14 protein-coding genes are annotated in these 15,347 nt (G+C 36.9%); 6 read left to right on the top strand and 8 right to left on the bottom strand.

Translation table 11 applies throughout. The annotated features are described in order from the left end of the window. Nucleotides 1-273: 273 nt before the first annotated feature. The 5 genes from F886_RS08775 to F886_RS08755 all read right to left on the bottom strand — a co-directional run bounded on the left by F886_RS08775 (nucleotide 274) and on the right by F886_RS08755 (nucleotide 6,199). A complete protein-coding gene (locus F886_RS08775) occupies nucleotides 274-1,569 on the bottom strand; it encodes a serine hydrolase domain-containing protein (protein ID WP_005303888.1) in 1,296 nt (431 codons plus the stop codon). A gap of 10 nt (nucleotides 1,570-1,579) precedes the next feature. After that, a complete protein-coding gene (locus F886_RS08770; protein WP_005303886.1) occupies nucleotides 1,580-2,746 on the bottom strand; it encodes a carbohydrate porin in 1,167 nt (388 codons plus the stop codon). Nucleotides 2,747-3,063: 317 nt separating this feature from the next. Further along, the gene (locus F886_RS08765; RefSeq protein WP_034591300.1) at nucleotides 3,064-3,618 is read right to left on the bottom strand and encodes a TetR/AcrR family transcriptional regulator; all 555 of its coding nucleotides are present in this window, start codon (nucleotides 3,616-3,618) and stop codon (nucleotides 3,064-3,066) included. Between the two features lie 721 nt (nucleotides 3,619-4,339). Further along, complete coding sequence (locus F886_RS08760; protein WP_005303880.1) at nucleotides 4,340-5,254, bottom strand: alpha/beta hydrolase; 915 nt, start codon at nucleotides 5,252-5,254, stop codon at nucleotides 4,340-4,342. Between the two features lie 24 nt (nucleotides 5,255-5,278). Further along, nucleotides 5,279-6,199 (bottom strand): alpha/beta hydrolase, encoded by a 921-nt coding sequence (locus F886_RS08755; RefSeq protein WP_005303877.1) that lies wholly within the window; start codon nucleotides 6,197-6,199, stop codon nucleotides 5,279-5,281. Between the two features lie 106 nt (nucleotides 6,200-6,305). Between F886_RS08755 and F886_RS08750 the strand changes: the two genes are divergently transcribed. Then, nucleotides 6,306-7,193 (top strand): LysR family transcriptional regulator, encoded by an 888-nt coding sequence (locus tag F886_RS08750; RefSeq protein ID WP_005303875.1) that lies wholly within the window; start codon nucleotides 6,306-6,308, stop codon nucleotides 7,191-7,193. A gap of 561 nt (nucleotides 7,194-7,754) precedes the next feature. Here the strand turns inward: F886_RS08750 and F886_RS08745 are convergent. Further along, nucleotides 7,755-8,354, bottom strand: a complete 600-nt coding sequence (locus F886_RS08745; protein ID WP_005303874.1) for a GNAT family N-acetyltransferase — start codon at nucleotides 8,352-8,354, stop codon at nucleotides 7,755-7,757. A 189-nt stretch (nucleotides 8,355-8,543) separates the two neighbouring features. Here F886_RS08745 and F886_RS08740 point away from each other — a divergent pair, with 189 nt between their 5' ends. Further along, nucleotides 8,544-9,053, top strand: a complete 510-nt coding sequence (locus F886_RS08740) for a GNAT family N-acetyltransferase (protein ID WP_005303872.1) — start codon at nucleotides 8,544-8,546, stop codon at nucleotides 9,051-9,053. A gap of 111 nt (nucleotides 9,054-9,164) precedes the next feature. Beyond that, nucleotides 9,165-9,923 carry an HD domain-containing protein gene (locus tag F886_RS08735; protein ID WP_005303870.1) on the top strand — a complete coding sequence of 253 codons (759 nt, stop codon included), beginning with the start codon at nucleotides 9,165-9,167 and terminating at the stop codon, nucleotides 9,921-9,923. A 63-nt stretch (nucleotides 9,924-9,986) separates the two neighbouring features. Here F886_RS08735 and F886_RS08730 read toward each other — a convergent pair whose 3' ends face one another. Next, nucleotides 9,987-10,586 (bottom strand): TetR/AcrR family transcriptional regulator, encoded by a 600-nt coding sequence (locus F886_RS08730; RefSeq protein ID WP_005303869.1) that lies wholly within the window; start codon nucleotides 10,584-10,586, stop codon nucleotides 9,987-9,989. A 180-nt stretch (nucleotides 10,587-10,766) separates the two neighbouring features. On the opposite strand from F886_RS08730, the gene F886_RS08725 reads away from it, so the two are divergent. The 3 genes from F886_RS08725 to F886_RS08715 are packed head-to-tail and all read left to right on the top strand — an operon-like array spanning nucleotide 10,767 to nucleotide 13,638. After that, the gene (locus F886_RS08725; RefSeq protein WP_005303867.1) at nucleotides 10,767-11,819 is read left to right on the top strand and encodes a sugar phosphate isomerase/epimerase family protein; all 1,053 of its coding nucleotides are present in this window, start codon (nucleotides 10,767-10,769) and stop codon (nucleotides 11,817-11,819) included. Between the two features lie 21 nt (nucleotides 11,820-11,840). After that, the gene (locus F886_RS08720) at nucleotides 11,841-12,740 is read left to right on the top strand and encodes an alpha/beta fold hydrolase (RefSeq protein ID WP_005303865.1); all 900 of its coding nucleotides are present in this window, start codon (nucleotides 11,841-11,843) and stop codon (nucleotides 12,738-12,740) included. Beyond that, the gene (locus F886_RS08715) at nucleotides 12,724-13,638 is read left to right on the top strand and encodes an alpha/beta hydrolase (RefSeq protein WP_005303864.1); all 915 of its coding nucleotides are present in this window, start codon (nucleotides 12,724-12,726) and stop codon (nucleotides 13,636-13,638) included. The genes F886_RS08720 and F886_RS08715 overlap by 17 nt, the downstream gene beginning before the upstream one ends. Nucleotides 13,639-13,779: 141 nt before the next feature. Here F886_RS08715 and F886_RS08710 read toward each other — a convergent pair whose 3' ends face one another. Next, the gene (locus F886_RS08710; protein WP_005303863.1) at nucleotides 13,780-15,153 is read right to left on the bottom strand and encodes a putative bifunctional diguanylate cyclase/phosphodiesterase; all 1,374 of its coding nucleotides are present in this window, start codon (nucleotides 15,151-15,153) and stop codon (nucleotides 13,780-13,782) included. Nucleotides 15,154-15,347: the final 194 nt, after the last annotated feature.

The raw sequence follows: 15,347 nt of genomic DNA, 5'->3' as shown, positions 1-15,347 counted from the left end.
GTCATGGAGCACATGCAAGTACTGCAACCCGTCATGAATAAATCATGGGTTAATAATAGAAATGAAAAGATGAAAATAAAAAACCTCTTCTTGTATCCACAAAAAGAGGTCTGTCAGGACTTCAGTGGATACTTAGACTATTACCGATCGACTACCGTCACTCGAGCAAGTACTCACATTGAAGCTCCTAAAAATTTGTTGGGCGGATTCTAAAATTACCTTAGTTAAATATCAAGTTAAAATTTCATGACAATCTAAGCTATAGAAAATCACTTATTTTTGCTCGGTAAGATGCTGAGTTACCGCATTAAAAAATAAACTTTTTTCATTATCAAGCTCAGCGGATGGCATTGCAGTTTCCCATGTACTCCACTGCATCATGACAATCTTGTCTTTAGGGTTAATGGCTAACATCTGTCCAAAAATACCCAGTCCCCAGAAAGTTTCATCAGAATTTTGTGTGCTTAATGGCGAACCTTTTTTGGCATGTGAATTCCACCATTGAAAACCATATATGCCTTTTGGGTAGCTTTCTGAGACAGAGCCTTTCGCTTGATTCCATTTGGTCGCTTGGGCTGTCCAACCATCGGGTAACATCTTGTCTCCATTAGAAACACGTCCTTCATTCAATATAAATTGTCCGAAACGCGCATAATCACGTAACGTTGCATTAAACCCATGTCCACCCATGTCAACTTGATTACGGGTATAAGATTGCCAAACACCTTCTCGCTCCATACCTACCCGTTTCCAGACGTTATCTTCTAGGTATTTAGCAATATTTTCATGTGTAGCAGCTTCTAACACTTTACCCACCAGATATGCCCCACCTGTGCTATATGACCATACCGTTCCCGGTTCATATTTCGCTTTAAGGTTTTTCACATTTTTATAGACACAAGCATCTGGATTATTAGCTGCCTCACAGTAGGTCATTTTTGCAAAATCTGAATTTGGATCTTTATAGTTTTCATTCCACTCAACACCCGAAGTGTGCTGCAAAAGCTGTTTTAAGGATACTTTTTCCCAAGCAGTTCCTTTTAAATCTGGTAAGTATTGAATGATTGGATCATCTACCGATTTGATTTTACCTTGTTGAATAGCGACTCCAATTAATGTTGCCACAATAGACTTTGCAACTGAACGAGAAGTCCATAGAGTCGTTTCATTGTTGCCTTGTCCATAATATTCATAAGCAATTTTGCCGTCTTTTAATACGATCAAACCTGCAACACTTTGATTTTTTAAGTAATCATTTAAATTATAATTTTTGTCATCTACCGAGTAATGGATATCCTTATTTTTAATGCTGTTCTTTAGTTTTGGAAGTGCAAGCACGTTTTTCTTATCAGGGTGAAAAACACTGCCATCATAACTACGGAATGTATTTCGAAAGCCCACCACCCTTTGCTGTTGCGTCCATGTCAACATATCATGTGGGTCAGGTAATTTTTTATCCACGGTCGTTGGACAGTCCTTTAGTTCCAACTGCTGACAGCTATATTCAGCACAAGCGACACTACTGACGAATAGACCAGTGAACAGTAGGCTCATTTTTGTAATCTTCATCTTTTTTCCCTTAGTAGAGCTTAATTTGAGTGACTAAACCGACAATCACATTGCTATTGAAGGTTTTTCCTGTAGAGCGGTAGTAGTTATCTGGATTCCAGATGTATTGTACGAATGGGCTTAGAGTTAGGCGTTTGTAATTAATATCGGTATCTAAAGAAAGAAAAGAGGTTGTTTTATTATTATTGCCATTAATTTTCTCTGTCATTAAAACATAATCATCATTGAGTTGAGACTGACCGAACTTAACGCCTAAATGATTTTTACCTTGATTGATTTTGTAGCTTAATCCGAGTTCCCAATAATTTTTATAAGGCTGGTTTTTTTCATCAATATATGAGTAAGCACCAAATACAGTTGGAATATTCTGATTATTAAAATCATGATTAAATCTAAAATTTAAACCATCTGTACCATCATATTTTTCTTGAGTATATGCATTACGATATTCAGAATTATTATAAAAATATAATAGCTCTGCTTTACTATTTTTATCTTTATATCCCACACCATATACTTGGCTGTAACCTAGCTGATGATGAAAGGAAAAATCTAGTCCTTTTTTCTTATAGACATAATCATCTGTGTTGACCTCAAAAACCCCTGCATGCATATAGATATGGTCTGATAAATTATATTTGGCATAACCACCCCAATACGCATAGTTAGTCGGCAATGAACCCATTGCGCCTTTAATCGGGTCAGTACACAACAGGATATTTTGACAATTGTTATAGAGGAAATATCGTCTTAGATTGGTACGCCCAACGGAAGTATAGAGTTTCTTATCACTCCAATACTTATCCCAAGTCAGCAAACTGAGTTGGGATGAAGCCAAATCATTGGCAGCAATTGCTCCACCGACATAACTTCCTACTCCGCCAAACCAATTATTTGAGGTATTTAGCTGTGCATCATCATTTAAACCATTAAACACATATTGTGCTTTTAAAACCCCAAAATCCTGACTTTCATTCGCTAATTTAATTTCAGTATTTAAAAACAAACCTGCTGAATTAGTAAAATTGTCATCTACATTACTTTCTTGGCTATACATCGCTAAATCAATAAAATTAGCTGTGAACTTAAAATTATCTTTTAGGCTAATTTCTGCATTTGCACTTATGCTATATAAAAGCACGAGTGTACCTATACATCCTTGTTTAGATATATACATAGAATTCTTTCCTTTAAATATAATTAATCACTTTCCAAGTTTTATATTTTTATAATTAAAAACTTGGTATAACGATTATTTCTAGCTCAATTTAATATTTATTAACTCTGATAGTTTTTGAATCTCCTCCACCAAAAATTAATAAATTATATTTAATAAATATCGATAATTTTGGGCTTACTGATTTATTTCAGTCCCATTTGATAAATCTGATTTCAACATATTTATATTGGCTTGACTTGTGTGCTAATGACATCAATTTTGTCTAAAAATGACATATAACCCTTAAACACTTAGGCTATTAAATAATCAAAAAATTACCCAAACCCCAACAAAAAATACTCAAGCAACCGCTTTCTTTCATCTGGTTTGTTGGGATCTAAAAGCTGAACCATTGCTCCATCAATCACAAACAAAAACATGTGTGCATCTTGTTTTGAAGCATTTTCATTCGTTGTTAAAAGCAGTTTATAGATTTCATTAATAAACCAATTTCGGTAGTCAACGACCACCTGATAGGCCTTTGGATGTGTTTTCGCAATTTCAAAAATAGCTTTAAACGGCAAATGGTAAAGCCCGTCTAAGTCGGCATGTAAAAAGTAAAGTTTTCGCAGTTTTTCAACTAGGGTTAATTCTTTTTGAATATGAATGATTGAAATCACTTCTTGTTTAAGACCATCTGTTTGAAAGGTTAAGCTCATTTGAATTAGCCTTTCTTTTGAATGAAAGTAGTTATAAAAAGTCGCTTTGGGGATTTTCGCCGACTCAATAATTCGGTCTACCCCGACATTGTGAAAGCCGTATTTATTAAAGAGAAATCTTGAAGTGTGCAGTACGCTTAAAGCTCGAAGTGGAAGATCTGAATGTGGCATAGTTTTACCGTTATATAAAATTCTTGTTGTATATAAATGAGATATAAAAACCGTTGCCGTTTTTTGGGAGAAAAAAGGCATGGCAAAGCCCATAAAGACTGTGCTTGGCACATCTCAAGTTTTATTGTTGATTAAGTTTTTTGGTTAAGACGAATTAAAGCCTGAAAAACCTTACGGCGATCAAACTGCTTTAAATGTTTAAGTTGTGTCGTTATAGCTTTTGGCAAAGGCTGCCAAGAAATAATGGATGTGCAAAGCCAACTCCTTTTTATTGGGAGTTCTGCCAGACATTAAAATTATGGTGGCAGAACGGAAGAGGGTTAGCAGACTGGTGAAAGATATAACCAGCACACCCGAAGGTGTCCCTCTCCCGTCCTACCGCTACGGGAGGAGACTAGGAGTTTACACATAAGAGTATCCCTCAGACGGAATAACTCTGATGCGATCTTTCATCACGGTCTGCTAAAACCGACTGGCAATGTGGCCAGCAGGCAAAGGATAGTAGCCCGCCCTGTTTCAGTCAAGCACGCAAAATGACATTTGTTTTAAATTAGATCATTAAAAAAGGAAGGCTAAATAATGAGGAAGTTATTGTTAAAGTTTGGTTTATAAATGGGTATTTTCTGTCTAAAGCAATATTGTTCTTTCAATAAAATGAGCAAATTCCGCTTAAATAATAAAAGCCCATTAACGGGCTTTTATCAAATGAATAGTGGTAATTTTACAATTTCATTTTAAAGAAATCTGCAAGTACATTCGAAGCTTCATTTACATATTTAGGAATGTCATATAACTCCATGTGGTTTGAACCTTCAACAATATGTAAAGTTTTATCCTGACTTGCAGCGCGCTGAATTAGGTCTTCACTCATCCATTTACTACCTGCAACACTTCCAGCAATTGCAATTAATGGTTGAGTTAAGAAAGCTTCGGCTTTGTTATAAGCATCGTAAGTAATAATTTGAGTTAAGCTACGGGCTGTTGCAACCCCTGGTGAGTTAGGGTGCTCAGCTCTTGGCGTATGGTAATATTCCCACGCCTGACGAAGCTCTTCATTCGGTGCATCTTCTTCTTTTAAAGGTGCAAGCGGAATGGTTGCAACATTTCCACTATTTGCATCTGCTGTACGCGCATCTGAACCCGCTTGGATATATGGAATAGCATCTGCATCTTTAACTGTGTTTTCCCAACCATTTCTGAACATAGAGCCGATATTCACTGCGCTTACCGTACCTACTGCTTTAATACGGCGGTCATTGATTGCAGCATTTGCGGCATAACCACCGCCCGCACAAATACCCATTGCCCCAATACGGTTTTCATCGACATAGCTTAAGGTGGTTAGATAATCAATCACGGCACTAATGTCTTCTGTGCGAATGTAAGGGTTTTCTAACTGGCGAGGTAAACCTGTGCTTTCGCCTTGGTAAGAAGCATCAAATGCAATTGCAATAAAACCTTGTTCAGCGAGCTTGGACGCATACAAACCTGCGGTCTGCTCTTTTACGCCTCCACCCGGATGAGCAACAACAATTGCTACGTACTTTTGTGTTTCATCAAAGTTTGATGGATAGTGAATATTTGCTGCAATGGTAATATCTTGACCATTTGAATTCTGAAATTTAACTGTATTCATGGTTAGCTCCTTTATAGGCTTAACTTAAATATTCTTTTGAAAAAATGGGATGAGTTTTGCTAATGCTTGTGCCACGGGTTCTGGTTTGTCATATAAATCGTAATGAGACCAACCTTCTACAATCACAAGCTCTTTATTTTGTGAACGTGCTCGACCATAGATTTCCAAACTGTCTCGATATGAACCAAAACCACCGACCTTATCACCTGCAATCAGCAATAAAGGCTGTGTAAGTAATACTTCAGCTAGGTGAAATGCATCCCAACCGATTGCCACAGCCGAATGTGAAAATAATGTTTTAGCAACACCATTTGGTTGATAGCCACGATCGGTTTTGTAATAGTCAGTTGCTTCTAGTACATCAATGTCTGTTATTCCAGCCGCTTTGGCTTCTTCAACTGAATTTGGCAGCAAATCATCAACTCTTTTTGTTTCTCCGCGAGCTTCGGCAGTACGTTGTTTTGCAATAAGCTCTAATTTCTCTAAAGGATTCCAGTTGCTAAAGCCTTCTCTCGACAAGCGACCAAAATTTACGGCGTCTACTGTAGCAACTGCCTTAATCCGTTTTTCGGTCATGGCAACATTGAGTGCATAGCCACCACCACCGCAAATTCCTAGTACACCAATTCGGTTTTCATCGACATAGTTAAGCGTCATCAAATAATCAGTCACTAAACGGAAGTCTTCTACACGAAGTACTGGGTTTTCTGTTGAACGTGGTTCACCGCCACTTTCGCCCTGAAAACTTGCATCAAATGCAATCACAATAAAGCCAGCTTTTGCTAATGCTGCACCGTATACATTTCCAGAGGTTTGTTCTTTACAGCTTCCGATTGGGTGTCCACTAATAATTGTTGGGTATTGGATACTTTCATCAAAATTTTCTGGGAAGTGAAGATTTGCTGCAATTTCCCAATAAGGTGCTTTGATTTTTACATTTTTCATTGTTGACTCACCTGTGTTGAACTTCATGAAAAACATAGTAACAAGCAAAGATTATTCTGATTAGATGCTATAATCTGATCGTAACTATTAGTAGAACTTATGAATCATGAAAATTAATCTGAATGATTTAAAAACATTTTCTGAAGTAGTAAAAACTAAAAATTTTACGAAAGCTGCGGCATATATGGGCGTGACCCAATCGGCTGTAAGCCAGAGTATTAATAATCTTGAAGCACAGTTAGGAATAAAGTTATTAAACCGTTCTACCCGTAGTCTCACCCTTACAGAAGCAGGTTCGCGCCTTATTGAGCTCGTTGGTCAAAACATTGAAAATATTGACTTAGGCATAGAACAAATTAGCTCGATGAAAGACCTTCCAAGTGGTCATGTGCGTATTTCTGCCGATGCATTTACCATTAAGTATTATTTATGGCCAAAGCTTAAAAAGCTTGTAAAACAATATCCCGATATATCTTTGGAACTGACTTCCGAAAACAGACGAATTGATATTGCAAAAGAAGGATATGATGCTGGGGTACGTGTTGGAAACTTGGTAGAAAAAGATTTAATTGCGGTTCCGATTAGTAAAGAAATTCCCTTCCGATTAGTCGCTTCACCTGAATATTTAGAAAAGTATGGAACACCGCAATCTATAGACGATCTAAAAAAGCACAAAGGCATTTATATTCGTCTTTTAACAGATAACTCTTTAATGGCATGGGAATTTAAAGATAAAAATAAAAGTGTATTTTTTAGAGGCCCCGTTCAACTGGTCATGACCAGTTTAGATGAAATGCTTGATGCTGTACTTGATGGTTGCGCAGTAGCTTATTTGCCCTACTTTCTAGTGAAACCAGCTTTAGAAGAAAAAAAATTAGTAAGTTTATTGGAACAACACGCTGTTACCTTACCTCCTTTTTATTTGTTTTATACAAGTCGTCGGTTAATGTCTCCTGCCTTTAAAATTGTTAAAGATACGTTGAGTGAAATATAAAGCTTAAAATCCTTAAGGAGTGAGTGGAAATCCAACTTTGTCACTTACTCCCCATTTGACTACCGTCATTGTTCAGTACTAAAAATCAACTTATGACACCGTAAATTTAAAGCTAAAGAACATAGCTTTAATGAGAAGAAGATTGGAGTTATTAGAAATGCCATGTGCTTATATACGAATGGCTATATACATGATTCTGAACCAATTAAAATCCTAGGTTCGATTAATTAAAAACTCAATATAAGGCAGATCTCTTATATTTGGAGTTCTGCCATCACATTATAAATTATGGTGGCAGAAGGAAAGAGAGTTAGCAGACTGGTGAAAAATTTAACCAGCACACCCGAAAGTACCCTCTCCCGTCCTACCGCTACGGGAGGAGATGAGGAGTTTACGCATAAGACTATCCCTCAGAAGAAATAATCCTGATGCGATCTTTTATCACGGTCTTCTAAGGCTAAATAATGAGAAAGTTATTGTTAAATTGAAGTTTATAAAACAGATATTTTTTCTATTTAAAGCAATTACATAAGAAAAAAGGAACTTAAAAAATGAACATTATCAATAACTGTCTAATAAATACTCTAAATGAGCTTTTATATTTTCCCATTCTCCCGCAACAACACTATACATAACTGTGTCTCTTATCGTTCCATCTTTTCTAACAGCATTTCCCCTAATCACTCCATCTTTTTGTATACCTAGTCTTTCTATAGCCTTTTGGCTTTTAAAGTTAAAGATATCAGCCCGTAAACCAACTGTATTAGCTTTCAAAATTTCGAAAGCGTAGTTGAATAAAAGATACTTACACGTCGTATTTACATGTGTTCTTTGGAATTCAGGTTTGTACCAAGTATTCCCTATTTCTAATCTTTTAGCCGTATAAAGAATGTCATGATAACTCGTAGTTCCAATTAACTTTTGGGAACTATTTTCTAAAACAGCAAAAGGATACCGAATACCTTTCTCTTTTTGATTCAATGCTTTTTCTATATATAAATTTACCTCAGTAAAATGAGGAGTCGATGTAGTTCTAATTTTTCCAAAGTTACCACTCTTACAAATTTCAGTTAGTTCTTCTAAATGCTCAAATGTTAAAGGGGCTAGTGCCACATTATTTTTATTTAATACAATATTTTGCTTTAATAAATCAAAACTCATAAAACATACCCTATTTATCATTAACAACTGAAATCATATATTTTTCATCCACTATGAATAAGTATTTAATAGATCAAATTTTTTATCAAACGCTTATAAAGTTTCTATATTCATTTTGTTAAGATGACTTTTAGAAAATTTATATAACTAGTAAAAGATTGAAAACCACTAGTCACTATCAGGATGATTATGAATCTGCATGAAGTGAGCATTTCTACTCAAAGGCTTAATCTAAAATCATTTACGGCAGAAGATGCAGATGAAATTTATAACTGTATTACACCTACCCTAACGCGCTATATGGCGTGGGACCCTCAGCCAAGACATGAGTTTGATGAAACTTGGAATACTTGGTTAAAAAACTTCAAAGCTGGCTCTGAAATTATATTTGTTATAAGAGAGGCACATTCTCAAATATTTATAGGTCTTGTTGGCCTACATCGTATGCAGACTCCTCATCCAGAGTTAGGCATATGGATACGCGAGGATTATCATTTTCATGGTTATGGAAGAGAAGCTGTATCAGCAGTCGCTAAGTGGGCAGTCGACTTTGTTAAACCAGACTATTTTATTTATCCAGTTGCTGAAGCTAACGTTCCAAGTCGAAAAATCGCTGAGTCTCTAGGAGGCAAAGTCGTTTCAAAATCTACTGGCCCAAAATATGAATTTGTAACTTATGAGATTCCTGTTAGTTGTTAATACTAAAAAAACATAACAATCAAAAGACTAATGATGTCTTAAAAGAGAAAACTTGCAAAAAATCATCTATGATAATATTTTAGAGTAATTACTCTAAAATGAGATTTACTAATGAAAACTATAAGAATTGGTTCATATCACTGGATGCAAACTACAAATGGTCAGCTCAATTTCAAAGAGAAAATTAAGTTAATTCAAAAAATTATGCTGCCAAGTATTATGGCCTCTATAAAAATAAATTACTTTCGGTTCAAAACTTCCGATGATTTTGATATCGATCAGATCGTAATACCAGATACTCAAATGGTTAAAGTCGCGCTTGATGAACTAGAAGCTAAAGCAAATATATCTATCTACAATCATTCATGGCGGACCTATTTCTGGGGAGCTGCCTTAGGCAATATACAAAATCAGCAATATGACCATGAATCACTTTTAATAGCCTCACTTTTTCATGATATTGGCTTAACTGAGCAACATATTCATAGTAAAGGTTGTAACTGTTTTACCTATGAGAGTGCTAAACAATTTGAGCTAAAGGCTAAAGAACATAGCTTTGATGAGAAGAAAAGTGAAGTTATTAGAGATGCTATCTGCTTACATATGAACGGCTATATAGATCATTCTGACCCAGCAGAAATTACTCTATTACAGCAAGGCGCATCCTGTGATGTGATTAGTGATGGTCTATATAGACTCCCCCTATCTTTTAGAAATGAAATTTTAGAAAAATATCCTAGAAAACAATTTAATAAAGAATTTATTGAGCTTATTGCTTTAGAGAGAAAAAGTGTTCCAAATTCACGGACAGGTTTATTATCTGAACTTGGTTTACCACTCATGATTAAGTCAAATTTATATGAAGAGTAATTTTCTATTAGAACTATTAATCGTAAAAAAATTTCAAAAAACTTCGCTTGAAATTTCAATTCACTAAACACTCACAACATATTGCTCTAGATTTTTTAATGCAAAATGAATCACCTGAGAAAGCTCTTCTTGAGAATATCCATCTCTTGCCTGAACAGATAAACCATGGAGAACAAGCGCGTAATATTGCCCTAAGGTTTTAGGGTCTGCATCTGCGATCAATTGACCATCTGATTTTGCCTGAACAAATCGTTCGACCAGACTCTGTCCCCGTGCAATACGCTGTGCTTTCATCCATTCCAAAACAGCTTGGTTCTCTTCCCCTAGCACACTGGCTGCCGACACCACCATGCACCCATAGGAATGGTTGGTTTGCGTGTAAAGCGCTAGTGCATCTTGAAATAATTGGTTGATTGCATCCTTAATATTTTTTTGCTTTAAAGCATTTAGCGCAAAATTACCTTCGTTCTTTTCATAGTGATTTACGGCCTCTCTAAACAAGGCCTCTTTTGAGCCAAACGCTTTATAAATTCGAGCAGAGGCAATCCCCAAAACTTCAACTAAATCTGACATGGATGTGCCTTCATAGCCGTGAAGCCAGAAGAAATCTCTCGCTTTTACGAGGGCTTCTTCTCGATCAAACTCTCTTGGTCTGCCAGCCATAATGACCCTTTATCAAACTTAGTACGTGTTTTCATTATTATTCGAAAAAAATATTTTCACAAATAAATCAAAGAGATTTATTCAAAATAGTCCCGTTTTGTTTTGATTTTAAAATAAAAAGTTGTTTTTATCCAAAATTCAGCCTATTGTTTGTCGATCGACAACTAATTAGGTTTTATTATGAAAACCATCAAAGGCCCTAGTATTCATCTTGCTCAATTCAGTGATGATGTTTTTCCTTTTAACCGCCTAGAAGATATTGCTGCTTGGGTATCAGGCCAAGGCTTTGAAGCGGTACAACTTCCTGCTTGGGATAAGCGTTTATTTGATGTCAATTTGGCAGCAGAAAGCCAAGATTATTGCGATGAAATATTAGGTACTTTAAACAATCATGGCTTAAAAATTAGTGAGTTAACGACCCATATTTTTGGGCAGTTAATGGCTGTGCACCCTGCTTATGACTCAATGTGCGATAACTTTGCCCCATCTCATTTGCATGGCAATTCAGCAGCTAGAACCGAGTGGGCAAAACAGCAAATGCTCGCTTCAATTCAGGCATCTGCCCGCTTAGGCCTTAAAGATATGGGGACATTTTCAGGCTCGTTAGCATGGCCTTATGTATTTCCATTTCCTCAAAGACCGTCAGGGCTTATCGAAACAGCGTTTGATGAATTAGCACGTCGTTGGCTTCCTATTTTGGATGCTTGTGATGAACAAGACGTCAACCTTTGCTACGAAATTCACCCTGGTGAAGATTTGCATGACGGCATTACATTTGAAATGTTTTTAGAGCGGACTCACAACCACCCACGTTGCCATATTCTTTTTGACCCGAGCCATTTTGTTTTGCAGCAACTGAACTATGTGGAATATCTCGACATCTATAAAGATTTCATTCGCATGTTTCATGTTAAAGATGCCGAATTTAATCCAACAGGCCGCCAAGGAATGTATAGCGGCTATCAAAGCTGGGGAAATCGAGCGGGTCGATTCCGTTCTACGGGTGATGGTCAAGTTAACTTTAAAGCAATTTTTTCAAAGTTAGCGCATTACGACTACGAAGGCTGGGCCACATTAGAGTGGGAATGCTGCCTCAAAAATAAGGACGATGGCGCACGCGAAGGTGCCGAATTCATTAAGCAAAATATTATTCATGTCACCGATAAAGTCTTTGATGACTTTGCTGCTGCCCCCGTGAATCAGACTCAAATTAATCAGCTATTAGGGATTTAAGGAACCGTCAGAGAACTCAACATGAAAACTCACCAATCCAATGAAAACTCATATAACGAATTCCAACATCATTACATTCACATTGAGAGCAAAAAATTACACTACGTGACCTTAGGGGAAGGTCCAGTTGTATTACTGATCCCGGGCTGGCCACAAACATGGTACGCGTGGCACAAAGTCATGCTTGAAATGGCGCAACAAGGTTATCAAGCCATCGCTGTTGATTTACCCGGAACAGGAAATTCAGCTCCACTGGATGGAAGTTACGATACGGGGCGTATCGCCAAAATTTTATCAATGCTCATGACTCAACTTAAATATCCAACTTATTCGGTTGTTGGCCACGACATTGGCATGTGGGTTGCCTATGCACTTGCATCTGACTTTCCTGAATCAGTGACTCGTCTTGCGGTAACAGAAGCAGTGATTCCCGGGTTGGCCCCAGCACCTCCTATTTTTGTTGAGCCGAGTGAAAATATTTTTCTTTGGCATTTCATGTTTAACCAGATCTTAGATTTACCCGAAGCTTTAATTGCAGGCCGCGAAGATACTTATTTAAATTATATGTTTGATAAATGGTCATGGCACAAAGATAAAGTGGCGACGGAAACTTATATTGAAGCCTATAAAATTCCGGGTCGTTTAACGGCAGGTTTTAATTATTACCGCTCTATTCCAGAGACAATTCGTCAAAATAAAATCAGAGAAACTAAAAGTTTAGACATGCCAGTTTTAGCCATAGGCGCTGAACATGCTACCGATAATGCGCCTTATGAAACCATGAAAAAGGTTTCAGCGCATTTAACCAGTGCGATTGTAAAAGACTGCGGTCATTTCATTATGGAAGAACAGTCAGAAATATTTAGCTCACTCATTTTAGACTTTTTGCAGCAGGAAAAAAGCGATGCCTCTACTTGCTGAAATTGAAAGCTGGCTTAAGTCCAGACCTACCACGCAGGCTGTAAACTCGTTACAAGAACTTAGGGAGCAAGTAAACAAAGACATTATTGATCAGCAAGGCATTCAGCACGATGCAAGCTATCAACAAAGTTTTTATATTGCTGTATCAGATGGTGCGGAAATTGAAGTGCGTGTTTATATTCCCTATTCACTCGAAAATACTGAGCAACGGCCTGCTTTAGTTTTTGCTCATGGTGGAGGTTGGTGTCTGGGAAGTTTAGACGCATGGAACCGCTCGTGTCGGTTGTTAGCAGAAACTACTCAACAGGTTGTATTCTCTGTGGACTATCGCTTGGCTCCAGAGTTTAAGTTCCCAATACCTTTAAATGATTTTTTTACGGCATTTCGCTATATCCATTCGAATGCTTCACTATTTGGAATTGATCAAAACCGCGTGTCTGTAGGTGGAGATAGTGCGGGCGCAAATATAGCTGCCGCCGCATGTCTAATGGCAAAACTACATCCAGAAATTAAGGTGAGCCATCAACTTCTTTTCTACCCAGCTTTAGATGCCACGATGAGTAGTAATTCTTATCGCCAATACGCAGAAGGTTATGGTTTAGAGGCCTCCACAATGGTTTATTGCTGGAATCAATATGTGCAGGATAAAAGTGAAAAACAGAATGAACTTGTAAGTCCGTTACTCGCTCAGTCTTTAGATGGACTGCCAGATGCAACCATTTTTGTTTGTGAATATGACCCTGTTCGGGATGATGGCGAAAGATATGCTCAAAAACTATGGGATGCGGGTATTCAAGTAAACTTCCATTTGTTGGAAGGAATGATTCACGGCGCGATTCACATGCTGGCAATTAGCCACGAAAAGGTAAAATCGATCTATCATAAAATTCACATGTAGATAGTTTTATTTCCATCATTTAAGCATTTCGATTAGTCGAGCCACTCTTCAAAATTGTTTAATTAAACATTTGGAGTGGCCTAGCTTACTTTTAAGTATGGATGTTGGTTACTGTGAGTTCATATTAAAATTACTCTTTGCCTATTTTTTGAAGTAGGCAATCTGTTTTAAGAAGTCATTTAACGGCATCGGACACCCCCATAAATAGCCTTGAAACTCAGTGCATCCATTATTTTTAAAAGCACTAAATTGTTCAGTCGTCTCGATGCCTTCCACTAATACTCGAAGGTTCAAATCTAGTCCAATTTTAATAATGCCAGTTACGAGTTTATTGCTACGTTTATCATCCAACGCTGCCTGCACAAAGCTACGATCAATTTTGATTTGGCTGATGGGCATTTTTTGTAAATAGCTTAAAGATGAATAACCTGTACCAAAATCATCAAGGGAAAGCTGAATTCCATTTTTTGACAGGAAATGCATTTTTTCGATCAAGCTTACACAATTATTTAAAGCAATATTTTCAGTGATTTCTAAAATGAGCCGCGATGGATTTATCTGATATTTTTGAACCATTCCAATCACAGTTTGCTCAAAGGTAGCTTGCATAAAATGATCAGCACTAATGTTGATGGAAAGCGTAAGATCTTTGGTCTCGGCTTTTTTGCTCCACTCTTGTAAAACTTTGCAGCCTTGAGCTAACACCCACTCCCCAATCTCTGGCATTAATCCAAAAGTTTCGGCTGCTGGAATGAAATCTTTTGTAGGCACATAACCTAAAGTAGGATGTTGCCATCTTAATAAAGCTTCTGCGCCAATCAAAGTTTCAGATGAATTAATTTGTGGCTGATAAAAAAGCTCAAATTGTTGTTTAGCAAGAGCTAAGCGTAAGTCTTTCACCATGCTGTTTTCTATTTGTATTTCTAATTGCATGGTATAAATTGAAATACAAATCATTAATGTAGCAACACAAGTTGCAATCCATCCGCCATGACCGCGAATATCTTCAGATAGCGGTATAGCACTCTCAAGATTAAAAGAGGTTCCACTAAAAAATATAAAACACCCAATCGACAATAAAATTAAAATGAATTGTAAATAGCTTGGGTCTCTGCGGTAATTCAAATACCCCAATATCGCTCCAGCAGGTAAAAATAAATGAGCCACCTGCGGACGATTAACGGTAGCTATATCAAAAAATAGGCAGAATACCACTGGAAAAACCAGCAGTACGACTTGTGAAAGAAGAATACCCGCTGAAATTCGATTTATATAAATAAGAAAAAGGCTAAATATGGAGATCAATGTAAAAAAGATATCCATGTAAACAATTAACCACATTTGTGCAAATGCAAAATATATGGTCCAGAATAAGCAAAAAATGATGCAAATAAAGATATTTGCTTTGGCTGCAATTGTAAGCTGCTGGTCCTTTACGCTGCGGTAATTTTTCTTGTGTTTTTTAAAGTAAGACGAAGCGAACATAAATAAATCAACCGTAAAATGTTTTTTCATAGACCCCCATCTGGATCATTGATACCCCACTTCAAGATTTACCAATAAAACAAAATGTTTTATTCCTTGTTATTTATACGACTCATCTTGAGACTGTTGTTGTTTTATCGTGGTGGTATAGTTTGGTTGTTTAATTGAACGATGTTGCTTATCAAACTCCTTATAATTTTAAAGGATCATCCCCTAACGATACA

Source organism: Acinetobacter sp. NIPH 542, assembly GCF_000369825.1.
Classification (GTDB): domain Bacteria; phylum Pseudomonadota; class Gammaproteobacteria; order Pseudomonadales; family Moraxellaceae; genus Acinetobacter; species Acinetobacter oleivorans.
Note: the sequence above shows the minus strand (reverse complement) of the source record. Positions and strands in the feature narration are given on the sequence as shown.

Coding starts and splice junctions, on each gene's coding strand:
- F886_RS08775 (WP_005303888.1), bottom strand. CDS start 1,569: ATGAAGATTACAAAAATGAGCCTACTGTTCACTGGTCTATTCGTCAGT.
- F886_RS08770 (WP_005303886.1), bottom strand. CDS start 2,746: ATGTATATATCTAAACAAGGATGTATAGGTACACTCGTGCTTTTATAT.
- F886_RS08765 (WP_034591300.1), bottom strand. CDS start 3,618: ATGCCACATTCAGATCTTCCACTTCGAGCTTTAAGCGTACTGCACACT.
- F886_RS08760 (WP_005303880.1), bottom strand. CDS start 5,254: ATGAATACAGTTAAATTTCAGAATTCAAATGGTCAAGATATTACCATT.
- F886_RS08755 (WP_005303877.1), bottom strand. CDS start 6,199: ATGAAAAATGTAAAAATCAAAGCACCTTATTGGGAAATTGCAGCAAAT.
- F886_RS08750 (WP_005303875.1), top strand. CDS start 6,306: ATGAAAATTAATCTGAATGATTTAAAAACATTTTCTGAAGTAGTAAAA.
- F886_RS08745 (WP_005303874.1), bottom strand. CDS start 8,354: ATGAGTTTTGATTTATTAAAGCAAAATATTGTATTAAATAAAAATAAT.
- F886_RS08740 (WP_005303872.1), top strand. CDS start 8,544: ATGAATCTGCATGAAGTGAGCATTTCTACTCAAAGGCTTAATCTAAAA.
- F886_RS08735 (WP_005303870.1), top strand. CDS start 9,165: ATGAAAACTATAAGAATTGGTTCATATCACTGGATGCAAACTACAAAT.
- F886_RS08730 (WP_005303869.1), bottom strand. CDS start 10,586: ATGGCTGGCAGACCAAGAGAGTTTGATCGAGAAGAAGCCCTCGTAAAA.
- F886_RS08725 (WP_005303867.1), top strand. CDS start 10,767: ATGAAAACCATCAAAGGCCCTAGTATTCATCTTGCTCAATTCAGTGAT.
- F886_RS08720 (WP_005303865.1), top strand. CDS start 11,841: ATGAAAACTCACCAATCCAATGAAAACTCATATAACGAATTCCAACAT.
- F886_RS08715 (WP_005303864.1), top strand. CDS start 12,724: ATGCCTCTACTTGCTGAAATTGAAAGCTGGCTTAAGTCCAGACCTACC.
- F886_RS08710 (WP_005303863.1), bottom strand. CDS start 15,153: ATGAAAAAACATTTTACGGTTGATTTATTTATGTTCGCTTCGTCTTAC.